This is a genomic window from Ramlibacter sp. G4-7 (genome assembly GCF_057784995.1).
Genome location: NZ_JBYNTT010000006.1, coordinates 235,104 through 252,054, shown reverse-complemented (window position 1 = coordinate 252,054; position 16,951 = coordinate 235,104). Strand labels below are relative to the sequence as shown.

At 67.4% G+C, this 16,951-nt stretch carries 16 protein-coding genes; 8 read left to right on the top strand and 8 right to left on the bottom strand.

Annotation, left to right across the window (positions count from 1 at the left end; all coding sequences use genetic code 11):
* The first annotated feature begins 2 nt into the window (after positions 1–2).
* The 3 genes from lpxB to AC3EGR_RS10785 are packed head-to-tail and all read left to right on the top strand — an operon-like array spanning position 3 to position 2,561.
* Entirely contained in the window at positions 3–1,148 is a 1,146-nt protein-coding gene (gene lpxB, locus AC3EGR_RS10795) for a lipid-A-disaccharide synthase (protein ID WP_488546475.1), read from the top strand.
* A complete protein-coding gene (gene rnhB / locus AC3EGR_RS10790; protein ID WP_488546474.1) occupies positions 1,120–1,776 on the top strand; it encodes a ribonuclease HII in 657 nt (218 codons plus the stop codon). Before lpxB ends, rnhB begins: the two co-directional genes overlap by 29 nt.
* On the top strand, positions 1,773–2,561 hold the full coding sequence (locus tag AC3EGR_RS10785) for a TrmH family RNA methyltransferase (protein ID WP_488546473.1): 789 nt from the start codon (positions 1,773–1,775) through the stop codon (positions 2,559–2,561). Before rnhB ends, AC3EGR_RS10785 begins: the two co-directional genes overlap by 4 nt.
* On the opposite strand, the gene AC3EGR_RS10780 is transcribed toward AC3EGR_RS10785, so the two are convergent.
* Together AC3EGR_RS10780 and AC3EGR_RS10775 are read right to left on the bottom strand one after the other, a co-directional pair.
* Entirely contained in the window at positions 2,558–2,887 is a 330-nt protein-coding gene (locus AC3EGR_RS10780; RefSeq protein WP_488546472.1) for a hypothetical protein, read from the bottom strand. The two genes, AC3EGR_RS10785 and AC3EGR_RS10780, sit on opposite strands and share 4 nt — an antisense overlap.
* A complete protein-coding gene (locus tag AC3EGR_RS10775; protein ID WP_488546471.1) occupies positions 2,884–4,128 on the bottom strand; it encodes an ATP-binding protein in 1,245 nt (414 codons plus the stop codon). Before AC3EGR_RS10775 ends, AC3EGR_RS10780 begins: the two co-directional genes overlap by 4 nt.
* A 321-nt stretch (positions 4,129–4,449) precedes the next feature.
* Between AC3EGR_RS10775 and carA the strand changes: the two genes are divergently transcribed.
* The 4 genes from carA to AC3EGR_RS10755 all read left to right on the top strand — a co-directional run bounded on the left by carA (position 4,450) and on the right by AC3EGR_RS10755 (position 9,899).
* The gene (gene carA, locus AC3EGR_RS10770; RefSeq protein ID WP_488546470.1) at positions 4,450–5,619 is read left to right on the top strand and encodes a glutamine-hydrolyzing carbamoyl-phosphate synthase small subunit; all 1,170 of its coding nucleotides are present in this window, start codon (positions 4,450–4,452) and stop codon (positions 5,617–5,619) included.
* Positions 5,620–5,621: 2 nt separating this feature from the next.
* Positions 5,622–8,891, top strand: coding sequence for a carbamoyl-phosphate synthase large subunit (gene carB / locus AC3EGR_RS10765; protein ID WP_488546469.1), 3,270 nt, complete (start codon positions 5,622–5,624; stop codon positions 8,889–8,891).
* Between the two features lie 106 nt (positions 8,892–8,997).
* Positions 8,998–9,477, top strand: coding sequence for a transcription elongation factor GreA (gene greA / locus AC3EGR_RS10760; protein WP_488546468.1), 480 nt, complete (start codon positions 8,998–9,000; stop codon positions 9,475–9,477).
* Positions 9,477–9,899, top strand: coding sequence for a DUF4149 domain-containing protein (locus tag AC3EGR_RS10755; protein ID WP_488546467.1), 423 nt, complete (start codon positions 9,477–9,479; stop codon positions 9,897–9,899). The genes greA and AC3EGR_RS10755 overlap by 1 nt, the downstream gene beginning before the upstream one ends.
* Here the strand turns inward: AC3EGR_RS10755 and AC3EGR_RS10750 are convergent.
* Complete coding sequence (locus AC3EGR_RS10750; protein WP_488546466.1) at positions 9,877–10,350, bottom strand: YhbY family RNA-binding protein; 474 nt, start codon at positions 10,348–10,350, stop codon at positions 9,877–9,879. The two genes, AC3EGR_RS10755 and AC3EGR_RS10750, sit on opposite strands and share 23 nt — an antisense overlap.
* 21 nt (positions 10,351–10,371) lie before the next feature.
* Between AC3EGR_RS10750 and AC3EGR_RS10745 the strand changes: the two genes are divergently transcribed.
* Positions 10,372–11,031, top strand: a complete 660-nt coding sequence (locus tag AC3EGR_RS10745) for an RlmE family RNA methyltransferase (RefSeq protein ID WP_488546465.1) — start codon at positions 10,372–10,374, stop codon at positions 11,029–11,031.
* A 1-nt stretch (position 11,032) separates the two neighbouring features.
* Here the strand turns inward: AC3EGR_RS10745 and AC3EGR_RS10740 are convergent, their stop codons facing one another.
* The 5 genes from AC3EGR_RS10740 to AC3EGR_RS10720 form a co-directional block, all read right to left on the bottom strand.
* Positions 11,033–11,665, bottom strand: a complete 633-nt coding sequence (locus AC3EGR_RS10740; protein ID WP_488546464.1) for an SCO family protein — start codon at positions 11,663–11,665, stop codon at positions 11,033–11,035.
* Positions 11,666–11,690: 25 nt separating this feature from the next.
* Positions 11,691–13,490, bottom strand: a complete 1,800-nt coding sequence (locus AC3EGR_RS10735; RefSeq protein WP_488546463.1) for a multicopper oxidase family protein — start codon at positions 13,488–13,490, stop codon at positions 11,691–11,693.
* 37 nt (positions 13,491–13,527) lie between these two features.
* Positions 13,528–14,790, bottom strand: coding sequence for an HlyD family type I secretion periplasmic adaptor subunit (locus tag AC3EGR_RS10730; protein WP_488546462.1), 1,263 nt, complete (start codon positions 14,788–14,790; stop codon positions 13,528–13,530).
* 88 nt (positions 14,791–14,878) lie between these two features.
* Entirely contained in the window at positions 14,879–16,561 is a 1,683-nt protein-coding gene (locus AC3EGR_RS10725) for a type I secretion system permease/ATPase (RefSeq protein ID WP_488546461.1), read from the bottom strand.
* A 40-nt stretch (positions 16,562–16,601) separates the two neighbouring features.
* Positions 16,602–16,931, bottom strand: coding sequence for a hypothetical protein (locus tag AC3EGR_RS10720; RefSeq protein WP_488546460.1), 330 nt, complete (start codon positions 16,929–16,931; stop codon positions 16,602–16,604).
* Positions 16,932–16,951: the final 20 nt, after the last annotated feature.

Genomic DNA, 16,951 nt, shown 5'->3' with positions numbered 1-16,951 from the left:
ACATGGCCGGGAGTGCTCCGCGCGCCGCGCTGGTCGCGGGCGAAGCTTCGGGCGACCTGCTGGGCGGCCTGTTCCTGCAAGGCATGCGCCAGCGCTGGCCGCAGCTGCAGTCCGCCGGCATCGGCGGGCCGCAGATGGCGGCGCAGGGCTTTGAGGCCTGGTGGCCGTCGCACAAGCTCTCGGTCAGCGGCTACGTGGAGGTGCTGCGCCACCTGCGCGAGATCCTGGGCATCCGCGATGCCTTGCGCGAGCGGCTGCTCAAGGACCGCCCCGACGTCTTCATCGGCGTCGATGCGCCCGACTTCAACCTGGGGCTGGAGGCGCAGCTGCGCGCCCGCGGCATCCGCACCGTTCACTTCGTCTGCCCCTCGATCTGGGCCTGGCGCGCGAAGCGCGTGAAGAAGCTGCAGCGCGCCTGCGACCACGTGCTGTGCATCTTTCCCTTCGAGCCCGAGCTGCTCGCCAGGCACGGCGTGCCCGCCACCTACGTCGGCCATCCGCTGGCCAACGTCATCCCCATGGAGCCGGACCGGGCTGCGGCGCGTCGGGCCCTCGGCTTGCCGGCGCAGGGGGAAGTCATCGCCCTGCTGCCGGGAAGCCGCGGCTCCGAGGTCGAGGCGATGACGGGCCGCTTCCTGGCCGCGGCCGCGCTGCTGCAGAAACAGCGCCCGCAAGCCTGGTTCGTGCTGCCCGCCGTGCCGGCGCAGCAGTCCAGGATCAGCGCCATCGCCCGGTCGGGCCCGGGGCCGCGGCACCTCACCATCGTCACGGGGCAGTCGCATGCCGCGCTCGCCGCCTGCGACGTCGCGCTGGTGGCCAGCGGGACGGCGACGCTGGAGGCGGCGCTTTTCAAGCGTCCCATGGTCATCTCGTATGCAACCCACTGGCTCACGTACGCGCTGATGAAGCCGCGGCACCTGCAGCCCTGGGTGGGACTGCCGAACATCCTGGCCGGCGAATTCGTCGTGCCGGAGTTGCTGCAGTCCAACGCAAAACCCGAGTTGCTCCGCGGGGCGCTTGCGGATTGGCTCGATGCGCCTGAGAGAATGCGGGCCGTGCAGGAGAAATTCAGGAACATGCACGTCCTGCTCCAGCGCGATACCGCGACCCTCGCCACCGATGCCATCGAAAAAGTCCTCTCCCGCTAGCCGCCAGAACCGCCTGGACTGGGATCCGGTCGGCTTGCGGGCCGGCGTGGACGAGGCGGGCCGCGGGCCGCTGGCCGGCCCGGTGGTCGCCGCTGCGGTGATCCTGGACGATTCCAGGCGCATCCTGGGCCTGGCGGACTCCAAGATCCTCACGGCCCTGACGCGCGACCGCCTGTACGACAAGATCCGCGAGAAGGCCTTGTGCTGCTCCGTCGGCTCGGCCAGCGTGCAGGAGATCGACGACCTGAACATTTTCCACGCGACCATGCTGGCCATGCGGCGCGCCGTGGAAGGCCTGCGCCTGAAGCCGGTGAAGGTGCTGGTGGACGGCAACCGCCTGCCCAAGCTGGACGTCCTCTCGGAGGCGATCGTCGGCGGCGACGCGAAGGTCAAGTCCATCTCGGCGGCCTCCATCATCGCCAAGGTGACGCGGGACCGCATGCTCGCCGAACTGCACGACCAGTTTCCGCAGTACGGCTTCGCCGCCCACAAGGGCTACAGCACGCCCGAGCACCTGGAAGCATTGCGCCTGCACGGGCCCTGCATCCACCACCGCAGGCATTTCGCGCCCGTCGCGGCGCAGTTCGCGACGGAAGAGGGCGCCACCATCTCGGTCCAGGTGCAGTGACCGAAACCGGGCCCCAGTTCGTCCATTCGCGCGACAACCCGCTGCTGAAGGACCTGCGCAAGCTCGCGCAGGACAGCAGCGCCTACCGCAAGCAGGGCCGCATCTGGCTGGAGGGAGACCATCTCTGCCGCGCGGCGCTGCAGCGCGGCCAGCGGCCGACCCTGGCCGTGTTCCAGGCGTCCTGGTACGACCGCGTCGGCCATGAGTGGTCAGCCGCCGGCGGCAAGACGGTGGTGATCGAGGACGCGCTGTTCGACACCATCAGCGCGCTGGAATCGCCAGGGCGGATGGGCTTCGTGCTGCCGCTGCCGGCGGCGCAGGAGCTGGACCCCGACGCGTCCACGGTCGTCCTGGATGGCCTGCAGGACGCCGGCAACGTCGGCACCATCCTGCGCAGCGCGGGCGCCTTCGGCTTCCGCCAGGTGCTGGCGATCAAGGGCACGGTGGCGCTGTGGAGTCCCAAGGTGCTGCGCGCGGGCATGGGGGCGCACTTCGGGCTGCGGCTGGTCGAAGCCCTGGCGCCCCCGCAGCTCGAAGCGCTGAAGGTTCCGCTGCTGGCGACCAGTTCGCACCAGGGCGAATACCTGCACCTGGCGAAACTTCCCTGGCCGTGTGCGTGGGTGCTGGGGCACGAGGGCCAGGGCGTGAGCGCGGCGCTGGCGGGGAAGGCTTCGGCCTTCGTGCGGATCGTGCAGCCGGGCGGCGAAGAGTCGCTCAACGTGGCGGCCGCGGCGGCGATCTGCCTGCACGCGAGCGCGGCGGCGGCGTTCCGCGGGCCGACCTAGGACTGCTGGTCAGTCGCCGGTCCGCCGAGCGCTTGCGCGATGCGGCGCGCCACTGCGGCGCCGGCGGCGCGCTGCTCTCCGGGCACGTCGCCCAGCACCATCAGGAGTTGCGCATCGCTGGCGAACGATGCCGCGACCTTCGCGCAGCGTTCCCGCTCCGCGTCGACCGCTGCGCGGACGGCGACCGCCATGTTGTCGTGGCTGTAGGGAAGGGGCCCCTCCACCGGGCCGTGCGACGCCCCCGCCGACGCTTGCTGCCGCGCGATGGCGCGTGCTTCGTCCTTCATGTGTTTCGCCCACTCGTTGCGCTGTGCCGGGTCGCTCATGCTGCTGTGCCTTTACCTTTGTCCTTGACTTCGCCTTCGCCGGCCGCGGCACGCGGCAGCGAAACGGTGAAGGTCGTTCCCGCCGCTTGCGTGGACTCCAGCTGCAGGGTGCCGCCGTGCGCGCGCACGATCTCGCGGCAGATGTACAGGCCCAGGCCGAGCCCGCTGCTGTGCCGCCGCTGCCCGTCCTCCCCCTGGCGGCCGCGCTCCATCGGTTCGAAGATCCGCTCCTGGTCCTCCGGGGCGATGGGCTGGCCGTCGTTGTGCACGGAAAAGCAGACGCCGTCCGGCGCCGCCCACATCCGCACCGTGATTTCGGCCTCGCGCGAGCCATAGAGCAGGGCGTTTCCGAGCAGGTTGGACAGGAGCTGGCCGACGCGGCCCTCGTCCCAGCTGCCGTCGAAATCGCCGGAGCCTTCCAGCCGCAGCGTCCTCGAGGGGTGCCGCACCTGCGTCTCCTGCACCACCTTGGCCAGTTGATCGGCCAGGTTGCCGGGCAAGCGCAGGATCGGCATCGCGCCGTCGGCCTGGGCGCGGGTGAAGTCGACGACCTGCTCGATGATGCCGCCGATGCGAACGGCGGCATTCTTGATGGGCGCGGCCGTCATGGCCGCGAGCTGCCCGGAGCGCACCAGGTATTCGACGCTCATCACGATGGTGCCCAGGGGGTTGCGGATATCGTGGCCGAGCACGCCGATGAACAGGTCGGTGGCGGTCTTGGTCTGCCGCGTATACCTGCCCACCGATTCGGCGATGGCCTGGTCGATGGCTTCGTTGAAACGGGTGAGGTCCGTCAGGTCCTGGGGCGTGGCGCCTCCGCCCTGCGCGGCCCAGATCTTCAGCACGCTCGCCCGCAGCGCGCGGTATTCGGTGATCATGGCGTCGACGGCAAACCCGGCGTGCATGCGGAAATCGGCGTGCGTCTCCGCCGGTGTCGCAAACCTGCTGCGGGGAGCCTGCCCCTTGCCCTTGGCGTCCTGCTGCGCCGGGGACTGCGGCCGGGCGAGATCGGCGGCGATGGTGCTGAGGATCTCGGCGGCGTGGTCGCGCAGTGTCGCCGCGTCCAGCGCCTTGCCCTCGTGGCTGACGGTGGCCGCGAATTCGTCCCAGGCGAGCAGGATTTCGCTCGCATGTCTGCGCAGGAAATCGGCAAGGCGGGGCCGCCCGGGCAGCGTGGCCGCGACCCGCGAGCGCTGGCGCCCGGTGGACGAAGACGAAGTGACGATGGGGGAAAGACGCATGGCTGCACCTCGGATGGCGGTGCAGAGGCAACCTGAGCGGGCTGGGGACCCATCGGCTTGAGGCACTACGGGAAGCCGAATCAGCGAAGGCCCAAGTGTACGCCTGGCGGGTCTGCGCGCGCATGTTACAGCGGGCGCCGCAGCTGCAGGAGGAGGCAGTGACCCTGCACCGGCAGCGGTGGGGGCTCGCGCTATAATCAGCGGCTTTCCCGCAAACCCCTGCGTACGCCTAGCGCATCCAGCCACTCCCCCGACAAAAGCAACATCGAGAGCCGTGCTTTCGGTCGCGTCTAGGGCGTACCCGCATCCACGGAGAACCCAGTGCTTTCGTCGCTTCAGGGAGCTTTCCCGCCCGCCATCCTGGCGCTCGCAGACGGCACGGTCTTTATCGGCAGCTCGGTCGGTGCCCCCGGCGCCACCACCGGCGAGGTCGTGTTCAACACGGCGCTCACCGGTTACCAGGAAATCCTGACGGACCCGAGCTACGCCCACCAGATCGTCACGCTCACCTATCCGCATATCGGCAACTACGGCGTCAACGCCGAGGACGTCGAGGCGAGCAAGGTGTACGCCGCCGGGCTGGTCATCCGCGACCTGCCGCTCATAGCCTCCAGCTTCCGTGCCGACATGAGCCTGCAGCAGTACCTGCAGCGCGAGAAGACCGTCGCCATCGCGAACATCGACACCCGCAAGCTCACGCGCCTGCTGCGCACCAAGGGCGCGCAGAACGGCTGCATCCTGGGCCTGAAGCAGGGCCAGGAAGCCACGCCGGCTGCGGTGGACGAAGCGGTAGCCAAGGCGCGCGCCGAGAAGTCCATGGCGGGCCTGGACCTCGCCAGGGAAGTGACCGTGGACAAGCCCTACGACTGGGAACAGACCGAGTGGCAGCTGGGCGCCGGCTACGGCCATCTGGAGAACGCGAAATACCACGTCGTGGCTTTCGACTACGGCGTGAAGATGAACATCCTGCGCATGCTGGCCGAGCGCGGCTGCAAGGTCACCGTGGTGCCGGCGAAGACGCCCGCGGCGCAGGTGAAGAAGCTCAAGCCCGATGGCGTGTTCCTCTCCAACGGGCCCGGCGACCCCGAGCCTTGCGATTACGCGATCGAAGCGACCCGTGAGCTGATCGAAGAGGGCTACCCCACGTTCGGCATCTGCCTGGGCCACCAGATCCTGGCGCTCGCCTCCGGCGCGAAGACCTTCAAGATGAAGTTCGGCCACCACGGCGCCAACCATCCGGTGAAGGACCTGGACACCGGCCGCGTGAGCATCACCAGCCAGAACCACGGTTTCGCGGTGGACGAGAAGACGCTGCCGGCGAACCTGCGGGCCACGCACGTTTCGCTGTTCGACGGCACGCTGCAGGGACTCGCGCGCACCGACAAGCCGGCCTTCTGCTTCCAGGGACACCCGGAAGCCTCGCCGGGTCCGCACGACATCGGCTATCTCTTCGACCGCTTCACCGGCCTGATGGACGAGAAGAAGAAGTAATCATGCCCAAGCGCCAAGACATCAAGAGCATCCTCATCATCGGCGCCGGCCCGATCATCATCGGCCAGGCCTGCGAGTTCGACTACTCCGGCGTGCAAGCCTGCAAGGCGCTGCGCGAGGAGGGCTACAAGGTCATCCTGATCAACTCCAACCCGGCGACGATCATGACGGACCCGGCCACCGCCGACGTCACCTACATCGAGCCGATCACCTGGCAGACGGTGGAGAAGATCATCGCCAAGGAGCGCCCGGACGCGATCCTTCCCACCATGGGCGGCCAGACCGCGCTGAACTGCGCGCTGGACCTGTGGCGCAACGGCGTGCTGCACAAGTACAAGTGCGAGCTGATCGGCGCGACCCCCGAAGCGATCGACAAGGCGGAAGACCGCCTGAAGTTCAAGGAGGCGATGACCCGCATCGGCCTCGGCTCCGCGCGTTCCGGGATCGCCCATTCGATGGAAGAAGCCTGGGAAGTGCAGAAGGCGGTGGGCTTTCCCACCGTGATCCGCCCCAGCTTCACCCTCGGCGGCACCGGCGGCGGCATCGCCTACAACCCGGAAGAATTCGAGACGATCTGCAAGCGCGGCCTGGAAGCCTCGCCCACCAGCGAACTGCTGATCGAGGAGTCGCTCCTGGGCTGGAAGGAGTTCGAGATGGAAGTGGTCCGCGACAAGAAGGACAACTGCATCATCGTCTGCTCCATCGAAAACCTGGACCCGATGGGCGTGCACACGGGCGACTCGATCACCGTGGCCCCCGCGCAGACCCTGACCGACAAGGAATACCAGATCATGCGCGACGCCTCGCTGGCGGTGCTGCGCGAGATCGGCGTGGACACGGGCGGGTCGAACGTGCAGTTCTCGATCAACCCCAAGGACGGTCGCATGATCGTCATCGAGATGAATCCGCGCGTGTCGCGCTCCTCGGCGCTGGCCTCCAAGGCCACCGGCTTTCCGATCGCCAAGGTCGCCGCCAAGCTGGCCGTGGGCTACACGCTCGATGAACTGCGCAACGACATCACCGGCGGCGCCACGCCGGCCTCGTTCGAGCCCTCGATCGACTACGTGGTGACCAAGATCCCGCGTTTCGCCTTCGAGAAATTCAAGGACGCCAACGACCGCCTGACCACGCAGATGAAGTCCGTGGGCGAGGTGATGGCCATGGGCCGCACCTTCCAGGAGTCCTTCCAGAAGGCCCTGCGCGGCCTGGAAGTCGGCGTCGATGGCCTGAACCAGAAGACCACCGACCGCGAAGTGCTGGAAAAGGAACTGGGCGAGCCCGGTCCCGAGCGCATCTGGTACGTGGGCGACGCCTTCGGCATGGGCCTGTCGGTCGACGAGGTGTACGACCTCACGAAGATCGACAAGTGGTTCCTGGTGCAGATCGAGGAGATCGTGAAGATCGAGCTCGACCTGGACAAGCTGGTGGAAGGCAAGGGCGCTGCCGCCCTGGACGCGATCGACGCGCCCACCCTGCGCGCACTCAAGCGCAAGGGCTTCTCCGACCGCCGCCTGGCCAAGCTGCTCAAGACCACCGACAAGGCGGTGCGCGAGCGCCGCAAGGCGCTGAACGTGCGTCCGGTGTACAAGCGGGTCGATACGTGTGCGGCGGAATTCGCGACCAACACCGCCTACATGTACTCGACCTACGAGGACGAGTGCGAGGCCGAGCCGACCGACCGCAAGAAGATCATCGTGCTGGGCGGCGGTCCCAACCGCATCGGTCAGGGCATCGAGTTCGACTACTGCTGCGTGCACGCCGCGCTCGCCCTGCGCGAGGACGGCTACGAGACCATCATGGTCAACTGCAACCCCGAGACGGTCTCCACCGACTACGACACCTCCGACCGCCTGTACTTCGAGCCGCTGACGTTGGAAGACGTGCTGGAGATCGTGGACAAGGAGAAGCCCACCGGCGTGATCGTGCAGTACGGCGGCCAGACGCCGCTGAAGCTGGCGCTCGGGCTGGAACGCGAAGGCGTGCCGATCATCGGCACCTCGCCCGACATGATCGACGCCGCCGAGGACCGCGAGCGCTTCCAGCAGCTGCTGGTGCAGCTGGGCCTGCGCCAGCCGCCCAATGCCACCGCACGGACCGAGCCCGAGGCGCTGCAGAAGGCCGAGGCCCTGGGCTATCCGCTGGTCGTGCGTCCCAGCTACGTGCTGGGGGGCCGCGCCATGGAGATCGTGCACGAGCAGCGCGACCTCGAGCGCTACATGCGCGAGGCGGTGAAGGTGTCCAACGACTCCCCCGTGCTGCTGGACCGCTTCCTGAACGACGCGGTCGAGTGCGACGTGGACTGCATCGCCGACAGTGCCGGGCGCGTCTTCATCGGCGGCGTGATGGAGCACATCGAGCAGGCCGGGGTGCACTCGGGCGACTCCGCGTGCTCGCTGCCGCCGTACTCGCTGTCCCAGGCGACGGTGGACGAACTGAAGCGCCAGACCGCGGCCATGGCCAAGGCCCTGAAGGTCGTCGGCCTGATGAACGTGCAGTTCGCCATCCAGGAGAAGGACGGCCAGGACGTGATCTTCGTGCTGGAAGTCAACCCGCGTGCGTCGCGCACCGTGCCCTACGTGTCCAAGGCGACCGGCATCCAGCTGGCCAAGGTGGCCGCACGCTGCATGGTCGGCAGGACGCTGCAGGAGCAGGGCATCACGAAGGAAGTGACCCCGCCGTACTTCAGCGTCAAGGAAGCCGTGTTCCCCTTCGTGAAGTTCCCGGGCGTCGACACCATCCTCGGCCCCGAGATGAAGTCCACCGGCGAGGTGATGGGGGTGGGCAAGACCTTCGGCGAGGCCTTCGTGAAGAGCCAGATGGGCGCCGGCACCAAGCTGCCCAAGCCGCAGGATGCCGAGGGCAAGTCCACCGGCAAGGTGTTCCTGACGGTGAAGAACAGCGACAAGCCGCGCGCGGTGGAAGTGGCGCGCCAGCTCCACGCCATGGGCTTCCCGCTGATCGCCACCAAGGGCACGGCCGCCGCGATCACCGCCGCCGGCATTCCCTGCGAGACGGTCAACAAGGTCACCGAAGGGCGGCCGCACGTGGTCGACATGATCAAGAACAACGAGATCGTGATGGTGGTGAACACGGTGGAAGAACGCCGCAACGCCATCGCCGACTCGCGGGCCATCCGCACCTCGGCGCTGGCCGCCCGCGTGACGGCGACCTTCACGACCATCGCGGGAGCCGAGGCCGCCGTGGAGGGCATGAAGTCCATGGAGAACCTGGACGTCATTTCCGTCCAGGAAATGCATGCCCAGCTGGCCTGAGGCGGGGCGAGACGTCCGGCGGCTGCCGGTTTTATAATCAGTCCGACACCAGAACCGCCGAGCGGCAACGTTCGGCGGTTTCGTTTTGCAGGAGACACAGCCTCATATGGCCACCACCATCCCCATCACCACTCGCGGCGCCGAGAAGCTGAAGGCCGAACTGCATCGTCTGAAGACGGTGGATCGCCCCGGCGTGATCCAGGCGATCGCCGAAGCCCGTGCGCAGGGCGACCTGTCGGAGAACGCGGAGTACGACGCGGCCAAGGACCGCCAGGGCTTCATCGAGGGCCGCATCCGCGAGCTCGAAGGCAAGCTGGCGGCCGCCCAGGTCATCGACCCGTCTTCGCTCGACGCGGGCGGCCGCGTCGTGTTCGGCGCGACCGTGGAACTGGAGGAAGAGACCTCCGGCGAAACCGTCAAGTACCAGATCGTTGGCGAGGACGAGGCCGACCTGAAGCAGGGCCTCATCAACGTGTCCAGCCCGATTGCCCGCGCCCTGATCGGCAAGGAAGAGGGCGACACCGCGGAAGTGCAGGCGCCCGGCGGCACCAAGCGCTACGAGATCGTCGCCGTCAACTACGTGTGATGGACTGGAAGCGGCGGCTGGTGGTGCTGGCGGCAGCCCTGTGGTGGGGCAGCCTGTCCGCCATCGGCTTCCTGGCCGTGCCGCTGCTCTTCGCCAACGCCCCCTCGCCAGCGGTCGCCGGCACCCTGGCGGGCAAGCTGTTCAGTGCGCAGTCCTGGGTGGCCCTGGGCTGCGGGTTCGCCCTCCTGGTCGGTGCACGGGAGCCGGACGGCACGGCCAGGATCAACTGGGCCGGGGGAGCCGTGGCCTACGTGCTGCTCGGGATGCTCGCGGCTCTGCTTCAGGAGTTCGCGATCGCGCCGCACATCCTCGCGCGGCAGGACCTGGCCTTCTGGCACTCGGCCGGCACGGCCGCTTACGCGGCGCAGTGGCTGTGTGCGCTGGTCGTGCTTTGCAAGCTCACTCCGCCCGCGTCTTCTTGACCGACTTCTGCTTGGGCTTGGACTTCTTCACGATGCCGCCCGTGGTCAGGCGCTGGTTGCCCAGCACCCGGACCTTGCGCACCTCGGGGCGCTGCCCGCCACGGCTGGAGTTCTTGATGACCTTGTATTCGCGCGGGCCCGGCTTGCGGTCCTCGTCCTCGGCCTTGGTTTTGACGGGCTTGGGCCGCCACAGGACCAGGAGCTTGCCGATGTGCTGGATCGGCGCGGCATTGAGTTCCTCGGCAAGCTGCTGGAACATCGCTTCGCGCGCCTCCCGGTCATCGCCCAGCACGCGGACCTTGATCAGGCCGTGCGCGCTGAGGGCGGCGTCGGTTTCCTTCTTGACGGCGGGCGTGAGGCCGTCGTTTCCTATCATCACCACCGGGTCCAGGTGGTGGGCTTCGGCCCGGTGGACCTTGCGGTCCTGCACGGAAAGTTGAATGGCTGCCATCCCCCTATTATCGGACCGACCATGAAGGTGAAGACGAAAAGCAAGAAGGTCAACAAGGCGTGGTTGAACGACCATATCAACGACCCTTACGTGAAGCTCGCCCTGAAGGACGGCTACCGCGCCCGTGCGGCCTACAAGCTCAGGGAGATGGACGAGGCCCTGGGCCTGCTCAAACCCGGCCAGGTGGTGGTGGACCTGGGCTCCACGCCCGGTGCGTGGAGCCAGTACGTGCGCCGCAAGCTGGCGCCGGAGGGCGCCGCGGCGGGCGTCCTGGACGGCCAGATCCTTGCCGTGGATATCCTGCCCATGGAGCCGATCGAGGGCGTGACCTTCATCCAGGGCGATTTTCGCGAGCCCGAGCCGGCCGCGCAGCTTGCTGCCGCACTCGCCGGCCGCAAGGCGGATGTCGTCGTTTCGGACATGGCGCCCAACCTCTCGGGCATTGCTTCATCCGATGCGGCCCGCATCGCCCACCTCGTCGAGCTCGCCGTGGACTTCGCGCAGGCGCACATGAAGCCGGAAGGCGCGCTCGTGTGCAAGGTGTTCCACGGCAGCGGCTACAGCCAGCTCGCCAAGCTGTTCAAGGACAAGTTCCGGACCGTGAAGCCGATCAAGCCGAAGGCCTCGCGCGACAAGTCGTCCGAGACCTTCCTGGTCGGCATCGGGCTCAAGGCCCGGTGACTCAGGCCGCGCGCGGCGGCGGCTTGCGGTCCAGGTGCTCGATCATCGAGACGATCTGCCGCGGGTCCGCGAGCGTCGGCGCCATGCCCCAGCGCCGGTACGGATCGTTGCCGATGCGCACCATGCCCACGTGCCGGCCGTCCTGCTGGTCTACCGCGGTGTCGGGGTCGTAGAAGCCGAGGGCATAGCGAAGGCGGTGCACGTCCGGCGGCTCTCCGGTCAGGAACAGCCACCCCGGCCCCACGTTGTGCACCTTGGCGTAGTGCGCCAGGTCCTCCGGCGAGTCCTGCTCCGGCCGCAAGGTGAGCGAGTACATGAAGATGTCCTTGCCGACCCGGTCACCGAGCATCTGCTGCACCTGCACGAGGTTGAAGGTGCTTGGTGGACAGGTGTTGTTGCAGGCGGCGTACATCATCGTCACGAGGACCAGCTTGTCGTGCACGAGGTCGTCGTAAAAGCGGACCGACTTGCCCGTGTGGGTCTTCAGCGGCACGTTGGGGATGCCGCTGTCCGGGAGCCGCTGCGGCAGCGCGGCCGACTTGACCGGCTCGTCCGGGCCGTACAGCAGGGCGCTCGTGAGGCCAGTGAGGGCAAATGCGCCCATCGTGGCGATTTCCAGTCTGCGCGTGATCATGGTGGGTCTCCTTCGGTGCGCAGGGCTACACGATGTCCCACCGGACCATCATGGCGTGGTCCTCGTGGGTGAGGTTGTGGCAATGCATCAGGTACTTGCCCTTGAAATCGCGGAACCGCAGCAGCACGCGGACCGTCATCGCCTCGCCCAGGACGTAGACGTCCTTGCGTCCGCGTTCGTGCGGCGGGATCGGCACTGCGACGCCGTTGACCGTCTTGCTCAAGATGATCCCTTCCTCGAAATGGATGTGGATCGGGTGCTGCCAGCCGTTGTCGGGGTTCACCAGTTCCCAGATCTCCGCGCTGCCTTCCGTCGGGGCAGCGGAAGTCTGGAATACGTTGAAGAAACCATTGTTCACGGACCACATGCCGCCGGAGCGCGCGAAGACGAAGCGGCGCACGGGCAGGGTGGCGAGTTCCGAGGCGCTGGGCAGCGGCCGGAGCGGGCGCAGCAGTGCGGGTACCTGGCTCATGTCCGGCTCCGGCGGGTTGCGGTCAATCACGAACTTGAGCACGCGCGTGCCGGGCGCCTGGGCCTTGTCCGGCCGCCGGGTCGAGGTTTGCTGCAGCAGGTTCACGAGGTACAGCTCCGTACCCAGGGGGAAGCGCCCGAAGTCGATGATGATGTCTGCCCGTTCTGCCGGCGCGAAGCGGATGCTGGCCTGGTTGGTCAGTGGGGCCGGCAGCAGGTTGCCGTCGTTCGCGATGTAAGTGAAAGGGTAGAGCGCATTGGCGGACCTGTTCTGCAGCGCGATCTCGTAGAAGCGCGTGGGTCCGCCATTGAGCAGCCGGAAACGGTACTTGCGGCGGGCCACCTTGAGTACCGGTTCGATCTTGCCGTTGACCAGGATCTTGTCGCCCAGCACGCCTTCCGGATTGAGCTGGTCGAAGGTGAGCTGGCCATTCACGTCGAAGCGACGATCGGCGAACAGGAGGGGGTAGTCGTACGGGCCGCTCGGGAGCTTCAGGCCGGTCAGCTCGCTGCCGGTGTCCAAACTGTCGTAGATGTTGCAGCGGCCAGCGAGTCCCTTGAGCACGTTAGGCGCGGTGACGCCCTCGGTGTGGTCGTGGTACCAGAGCGTGCCCAGCGCTTCCCGGGGGTCGCCCAGGCTGGTGAGGCCCATTTCGTTGAAGCCCGCGTACAGGTTGGGGTAGAAGTGATCGTGGAAGCCGCCGACACCGGTCAGCGTTGGCCCTTTCTTCGTCGCACTGTAGTAGTCGCCGGTGAAGCCATCGCTTTCGGACGGCGTGTGCATGTTGTGCAGGTGCGTGGTGATCTCGGGGGAGCCGAAACCCGCATGGAACTGCGGCAGCTGGTTGTAGATGCGGCACAGGACGGGCTCGCCGTAGCGCATATGCAACGTCGGCCCAGGGGTGGTCGCCGCGGTCATGTTGGGTCCCTGGTATCCCCAGATCGGCTGCGGCGGATAGTACGGGTTGTCCCCGTTGAAGCGCCACGACGGGTTTTCCTTGACGATCAGCTGGTGGAAGACTGCGTCCCTGGTGGTCCGGCTCGTGGGACCGCAGATGTCGAAGTAGCGCTGATGCTCCGCACGTCCGATCTCGCCACCCACGGTGTTCGCCAGCAGCGTCGGGCTCGGATCCAGGGCGGTCACCGGGGTTAGCGGCGTATCCTGCTCCGGCAGGTATTCGACCCAAGGCGTCGTCGGCGGACTCGGGGGGAGCACCGGCGGAAGCTGTGCTTCCGTCTTTCGTGGCGTCAGCACCATGGGTGCGGTAACAGCCACGACCGAGGCCTTCAGGAGGCCGCGTCGACCGACCCGGGACGATCCGGGTTCACTGGGAGTGAGATCGTGGTTCGTCATGGGGTACCCCTCTCGACTGGGAAATGCCGGAACGCCGTCACATCTGCCGCCCTGCCCTGCGCAGGGTGGTCGTGACCGGCTCGACCAGGTACTGCAGGGCCGTCTGCTTCGATCCCTCGATGTAGACCTCTGCGGACATGCCTGCCTGGAGCTTGAAATCCTCCATCGACGCGATCGACTTGGCGTCCGCGAGGATCAGTGCGCTGTAGTAGGGTTCACCGTTCTGGCGGTCGACGAGGCGGTCGCCCGACAGATAGGTGACCTTGCCGTCGATCATCAGGGTGTTGCGGTACTTGAAGGCGGTGAACTTCACCCGGGCCGCCTGCCCCAGATGCACGTTCGCAATGTCTTCGGGGCGGATGTGCGCCTCGAGCATCAGCGCGCTGTCACTCGGGACGATGTCGGCGATCGAGTCCCCGGGCTTGACCACCGCGCCGGGCGAGGTGAACTTGAGGTCGATGATTTCGCCGGCGGCCGGAGCGACCACCACCTGGCGGGTCGCGGCATCCGAGGACTTGCGTTGTTCCTGTTCGATCTCGCTGAGGCGTTGCACGGTGCTCTTGAGCTGGTCGCTCGCCGCCTTCACGTAGTCGTTGCGCGCTGACTGGATTTTCAGGTCGAGCTCCACCAGGCGCTGCTGGGCACGGGCGAGCTCCGTACGTCTTTCCTCGAGCTTGGCGCCGTAGTCCATCACGACGGCTTCCAGCTGCGAAATGCGGCTGGAGGAAATGAAGCCCTCCTTGATCAACCCGCGGTTCGCTTCCAGGTCGCGGCGCTGGAGCTCGAGGGACTTCTCCGCCTGGCCGATCTGGGACCGCACGGCGGCGATCTCATGTTCCACGCGTTCCCGCTGTGTCCGCATCAGGGAGGTGGCGCTGTCCAGGGAGTGGCGCTGCGCGCGGAAGAGGGCGCTTTCCTTCGCGAGTGCCTGTTCGATGCGCGCGTCCTCCCGTGCTGCTTTCGCGAGCTCCGCCGGAAAGTGCAGCGCCCCGAGCGACTGTTCGGCCTCGAAGCGGGCGACAGCGGCGCGCTCGATCTGGACGCGGTAGTCCAGGCGGTTGCGCTCGGCATCGACGCGCACGTCGCCGAGGACCAGAACCGCCTGGCCAGCCTTCACCTGCTGGCCGTCACGCACCAGGACCTCGCGCACGGTGCCACCTTCCAGGTGCTGCACGGGCCGGCGATTGAGGTCCACTTTCACCACGGCCGGGGCCACCACGGCCATCGCAAGCGGAGCAAACGTCATCCAGGCGGCTATGGGCAGCACGGCGCCGAGGATGATCCAGCTGCCCGCGCGCACCAGGCGCCGGGCGTGCTCCTGGCTCGTGCGCTGGGCGGAGGGGGAAGGGAGGAGGGTGGCAGTACGCATGTTGTCGGTCCTTGCGCCGTCAGGCGGCCTTGCGTTCCACGGCGGCCTGGGCCTGACGCTGCATTTCCTTCATCACTTCGCCGGCCGGCCCGAATTGCTGGATGCGTCCCGCAGCGAGCAGCATGATCTTGTCCACGTGGGCGATGAGCGACGGACGGTGGGTGACCACGACGGTCGTCACTCCGGCACTGCGCAGGGCGCTCATGGCCTGCGCCAGCGCGGCCTCGCCGGCGCCATCGAGGTTGGAGTTCGGCTCGTCGAGGACGACCAGCTGGGGATTGCCGAAAAGTGCCCGCGCGAGGGCCACGCGCTGGCGCTGGCCAGGGGAAAGCCGTGCGCCATGCTCCCCCACGGGCGTGTCGTAGCCGTGCGGCAGCGTGAGGATCAATTCGTGCGCGTTGGCCCGCATCGCGGCAGCGACGACCGCCTCGGAGTCCACCTTGTCCAGTCGCGCGATGTTGTCCGCCACGGTTCCGTCGAAGAGTTCGACGTCCTGCGGCACGTAGCCGATGTGGGGCCCGAGCTCCTGGCGCGGCCAGTTGGCCATGTCGGCGCCATCGAGCCGCACGCGTCCGCTGCTTGGCGCCCAGACGCCGGTCAGCAGGCGCGACAGGGTGGACTTGCCGGCGGCGCTCGGCCCGACGATGGCCAGGGCTTCGCCCGGGGCGAGAGAGAAGGTGATGTTGGCCAGCACCGGCGTGTCGCTGCCCGGCATGCGGAACGAAACCCCTTCGGCTGCCAGCCTGCCTTCGGGGCGGGGCAGTGCGACCCGTGGATCGGTGCGCTCGAAGTCCTTCGCCAGCTCGGACAGGCGCCCGAAGGCGGCGCGCGCCTCGATCAGCACGCGCCAGCTGCCGACCAGCTGTTCAATCGGCTGCACGGCGCGGCCCAGGAGGATGCTGGTGGCGATCATGATGCCGCCCGATGCCTGATGCGCGAGTACCAGGTAGGCACCCAGAGCCAGCATGAGGATCTGGATGGCCTGTCGCACGATCTTGGTACCCACCGTGAAGGCCGCGGTGCTGCGGCCGGCGCTGGTCTGCTTGCCGGCAATCTGGTTCTGCAGCCCGCGCCACTTTGCCAGCAGCCGGTGCGTCATGCCCAGGGCCTGCAGCACTTCGGCGTTGCGAAGGGAGCTCTCCACGTACTGCGAGGAGCGGCGGCCTTCCCTCTGGAGTTCTTCGAGTGACCGGCGGCTCAGGCGATCGTTGAGCCAGGCCAGTGCGAGCATCAGCAGCGCCGCCCCGGCCGCACCCATTCCGAGGTAGGGGTGGAACATCCAGATCACTGCGACGTACACCACAACCCACGGCGCATCGAAGACTGCGATGAGGGCGTTGGCGGAGAACATGGCGCGCAGGGACGCCACGTCCCGGATGCCGTCGATCCTCATGCCGCCGGCCGCGCGCGCCGCCCGTACCACGATGGCATTGACCACGGGCGGCGAGAGTTGCTCGTCCAGCAGGTTTCCCAGCACGTTCTGCAGGCGGGTGCGAACGTAGTCCAGGAACATGAGGATCAGCAAAACCACGCCGGTGCCGGCGAGCAGCACGATCAGCGTTTCGCGGCTGTTGGCGGAGATCACCCGGTCGAACACCTGCAGCGTGAAGAACGCCGGAACGAGGTACAGCAGGTTGATGACGAAGGAAAACGCAGCGATGGCGCCCATCAACGGCCGGAGGTTCGACAAGAGGTTGTTCATGGTCTTCGCTCGCTGGGTCGATGGGCTGTTCGTGTGCGGATTACTGCACTGTGGAGGGTGCCTCGGAGGTCGTGGACGCCGCGGCCGCTTCCAGCGCTTTCACGCGCCTGCGCAGCTGTTCGATGGCGAGCAACTGCTCCGCGTAGGTGCGCGTGAGCTGCTGCGTGATGTCCACCAGCCCGTGGATCGCGATCGCCAGTTCGTCTTTCTTGGCGTTCACGAGGTTCATTCGGTTCATGACGAGCGTCGCCACTTCGCGCGGATCGGACACCGCACGGTGGGTGGGTTGTCTCTGGTCTGCGGGTTTGCTTGTCGGGGCATTGCCTGCCTGCGCGGTGCTCGGTTCGGTTTGGCTCGGTTGCATGCTCATATCGTCTCTCCTTCGGGTTG

Bases quoted from the DNA above. Each gene is read 5' to 3' on its own strand.
- AC3EGR_RS10745 (WP_488546465.1), top strand. From the start codon at position 10,372: ATGAAGGTGAAGACGAAAAGCAAGAAGGTCAACAAGGCGTGGTTGAAC.
- AC3EGR_RS10750 (WP_488546466.1), bottom strand. From the start codon at position 10,350: ATGGCAGCCATTCAACTTTCCGTGCAGGACCGCAAGGTCCACCGGGCC.
- AC3EGR_RS10720 (WP_488546460.1), bottom strand. From the start codon at position 16,931: ATGAGCATGCAACCGAGCCAAACCGAACCGAGCACCGCGCAGGCAGGC.
- rnhB (WP_488546474.1), top strand. From the start codon at position 1,120: ATGCCATCGAAAAAGTCCTCTCCCGCTAGCCGCCAGAACCGCCTGGAC.
- AC3EGR_RS10755 (WP_488546467.1), top strand. From the start codon at position 9,477: ATGGACTGGAAGCGGCGGCTGGTGGTGCTGGCGGCAGCCCTGTGGTGG.
- AC3EGR_RS10725 (WP_488546461.1), bottom strand. From the start codon at position 16,561: ATGAACAACCTCTTGTCGAACCTCCGGCCGTTGATGGGCGCCATCGCT.
- AC3EGR_RS10780 (WP_488546472.1), bottom strand. From the start codon at position 2,887: ATGAGCGACCCGGCACAGCGCAACGAGTGGGCGAAACACATGAAGGAC.
- greA (WP_488546468.1), top strand. From the start codon at position 8,998: ATGGCCACCACCATCCCCATCACCACTCGCGGCGCCGAGAAGCTGAAG.
- AC3EGR_RS10735 (WP_488546463.1), bottom strand. From the start codon at position 13,490: ATGACGAACCACGATCTCACTCCCAGTGAACCCGGATCGTCCCGGGTC.
- AC3EGR_RS10775 (WP_488546471.1), bottom strand. From the start codon at position 4,128: ATGCGTCTTTCCCCCATCGTCACTTCGTCTTCGTCCACCGGGCGCCAG.
- AC3EGR_RS10740 (WP_488546464.1), bottom strand. From the start codon at position 11,665: ATGATCACGCGCAGACTGGAAATCGCCACGATGGGCGCATTTGCCCTC.
- carB (WP_488546469.1), top strand. From the start codon at position 5,622: ATGCCCAAGCGCCAAGACATCAAGAGCATCCTCATCATCGGCGCCGGC.
- lpxB (WP_488546475.1), top strand. From the start codon at position 3: ATGGCCGGGAGTGCTCCGCGCGCCGCGCTGGTCGCGGGCGAAGCTTCG.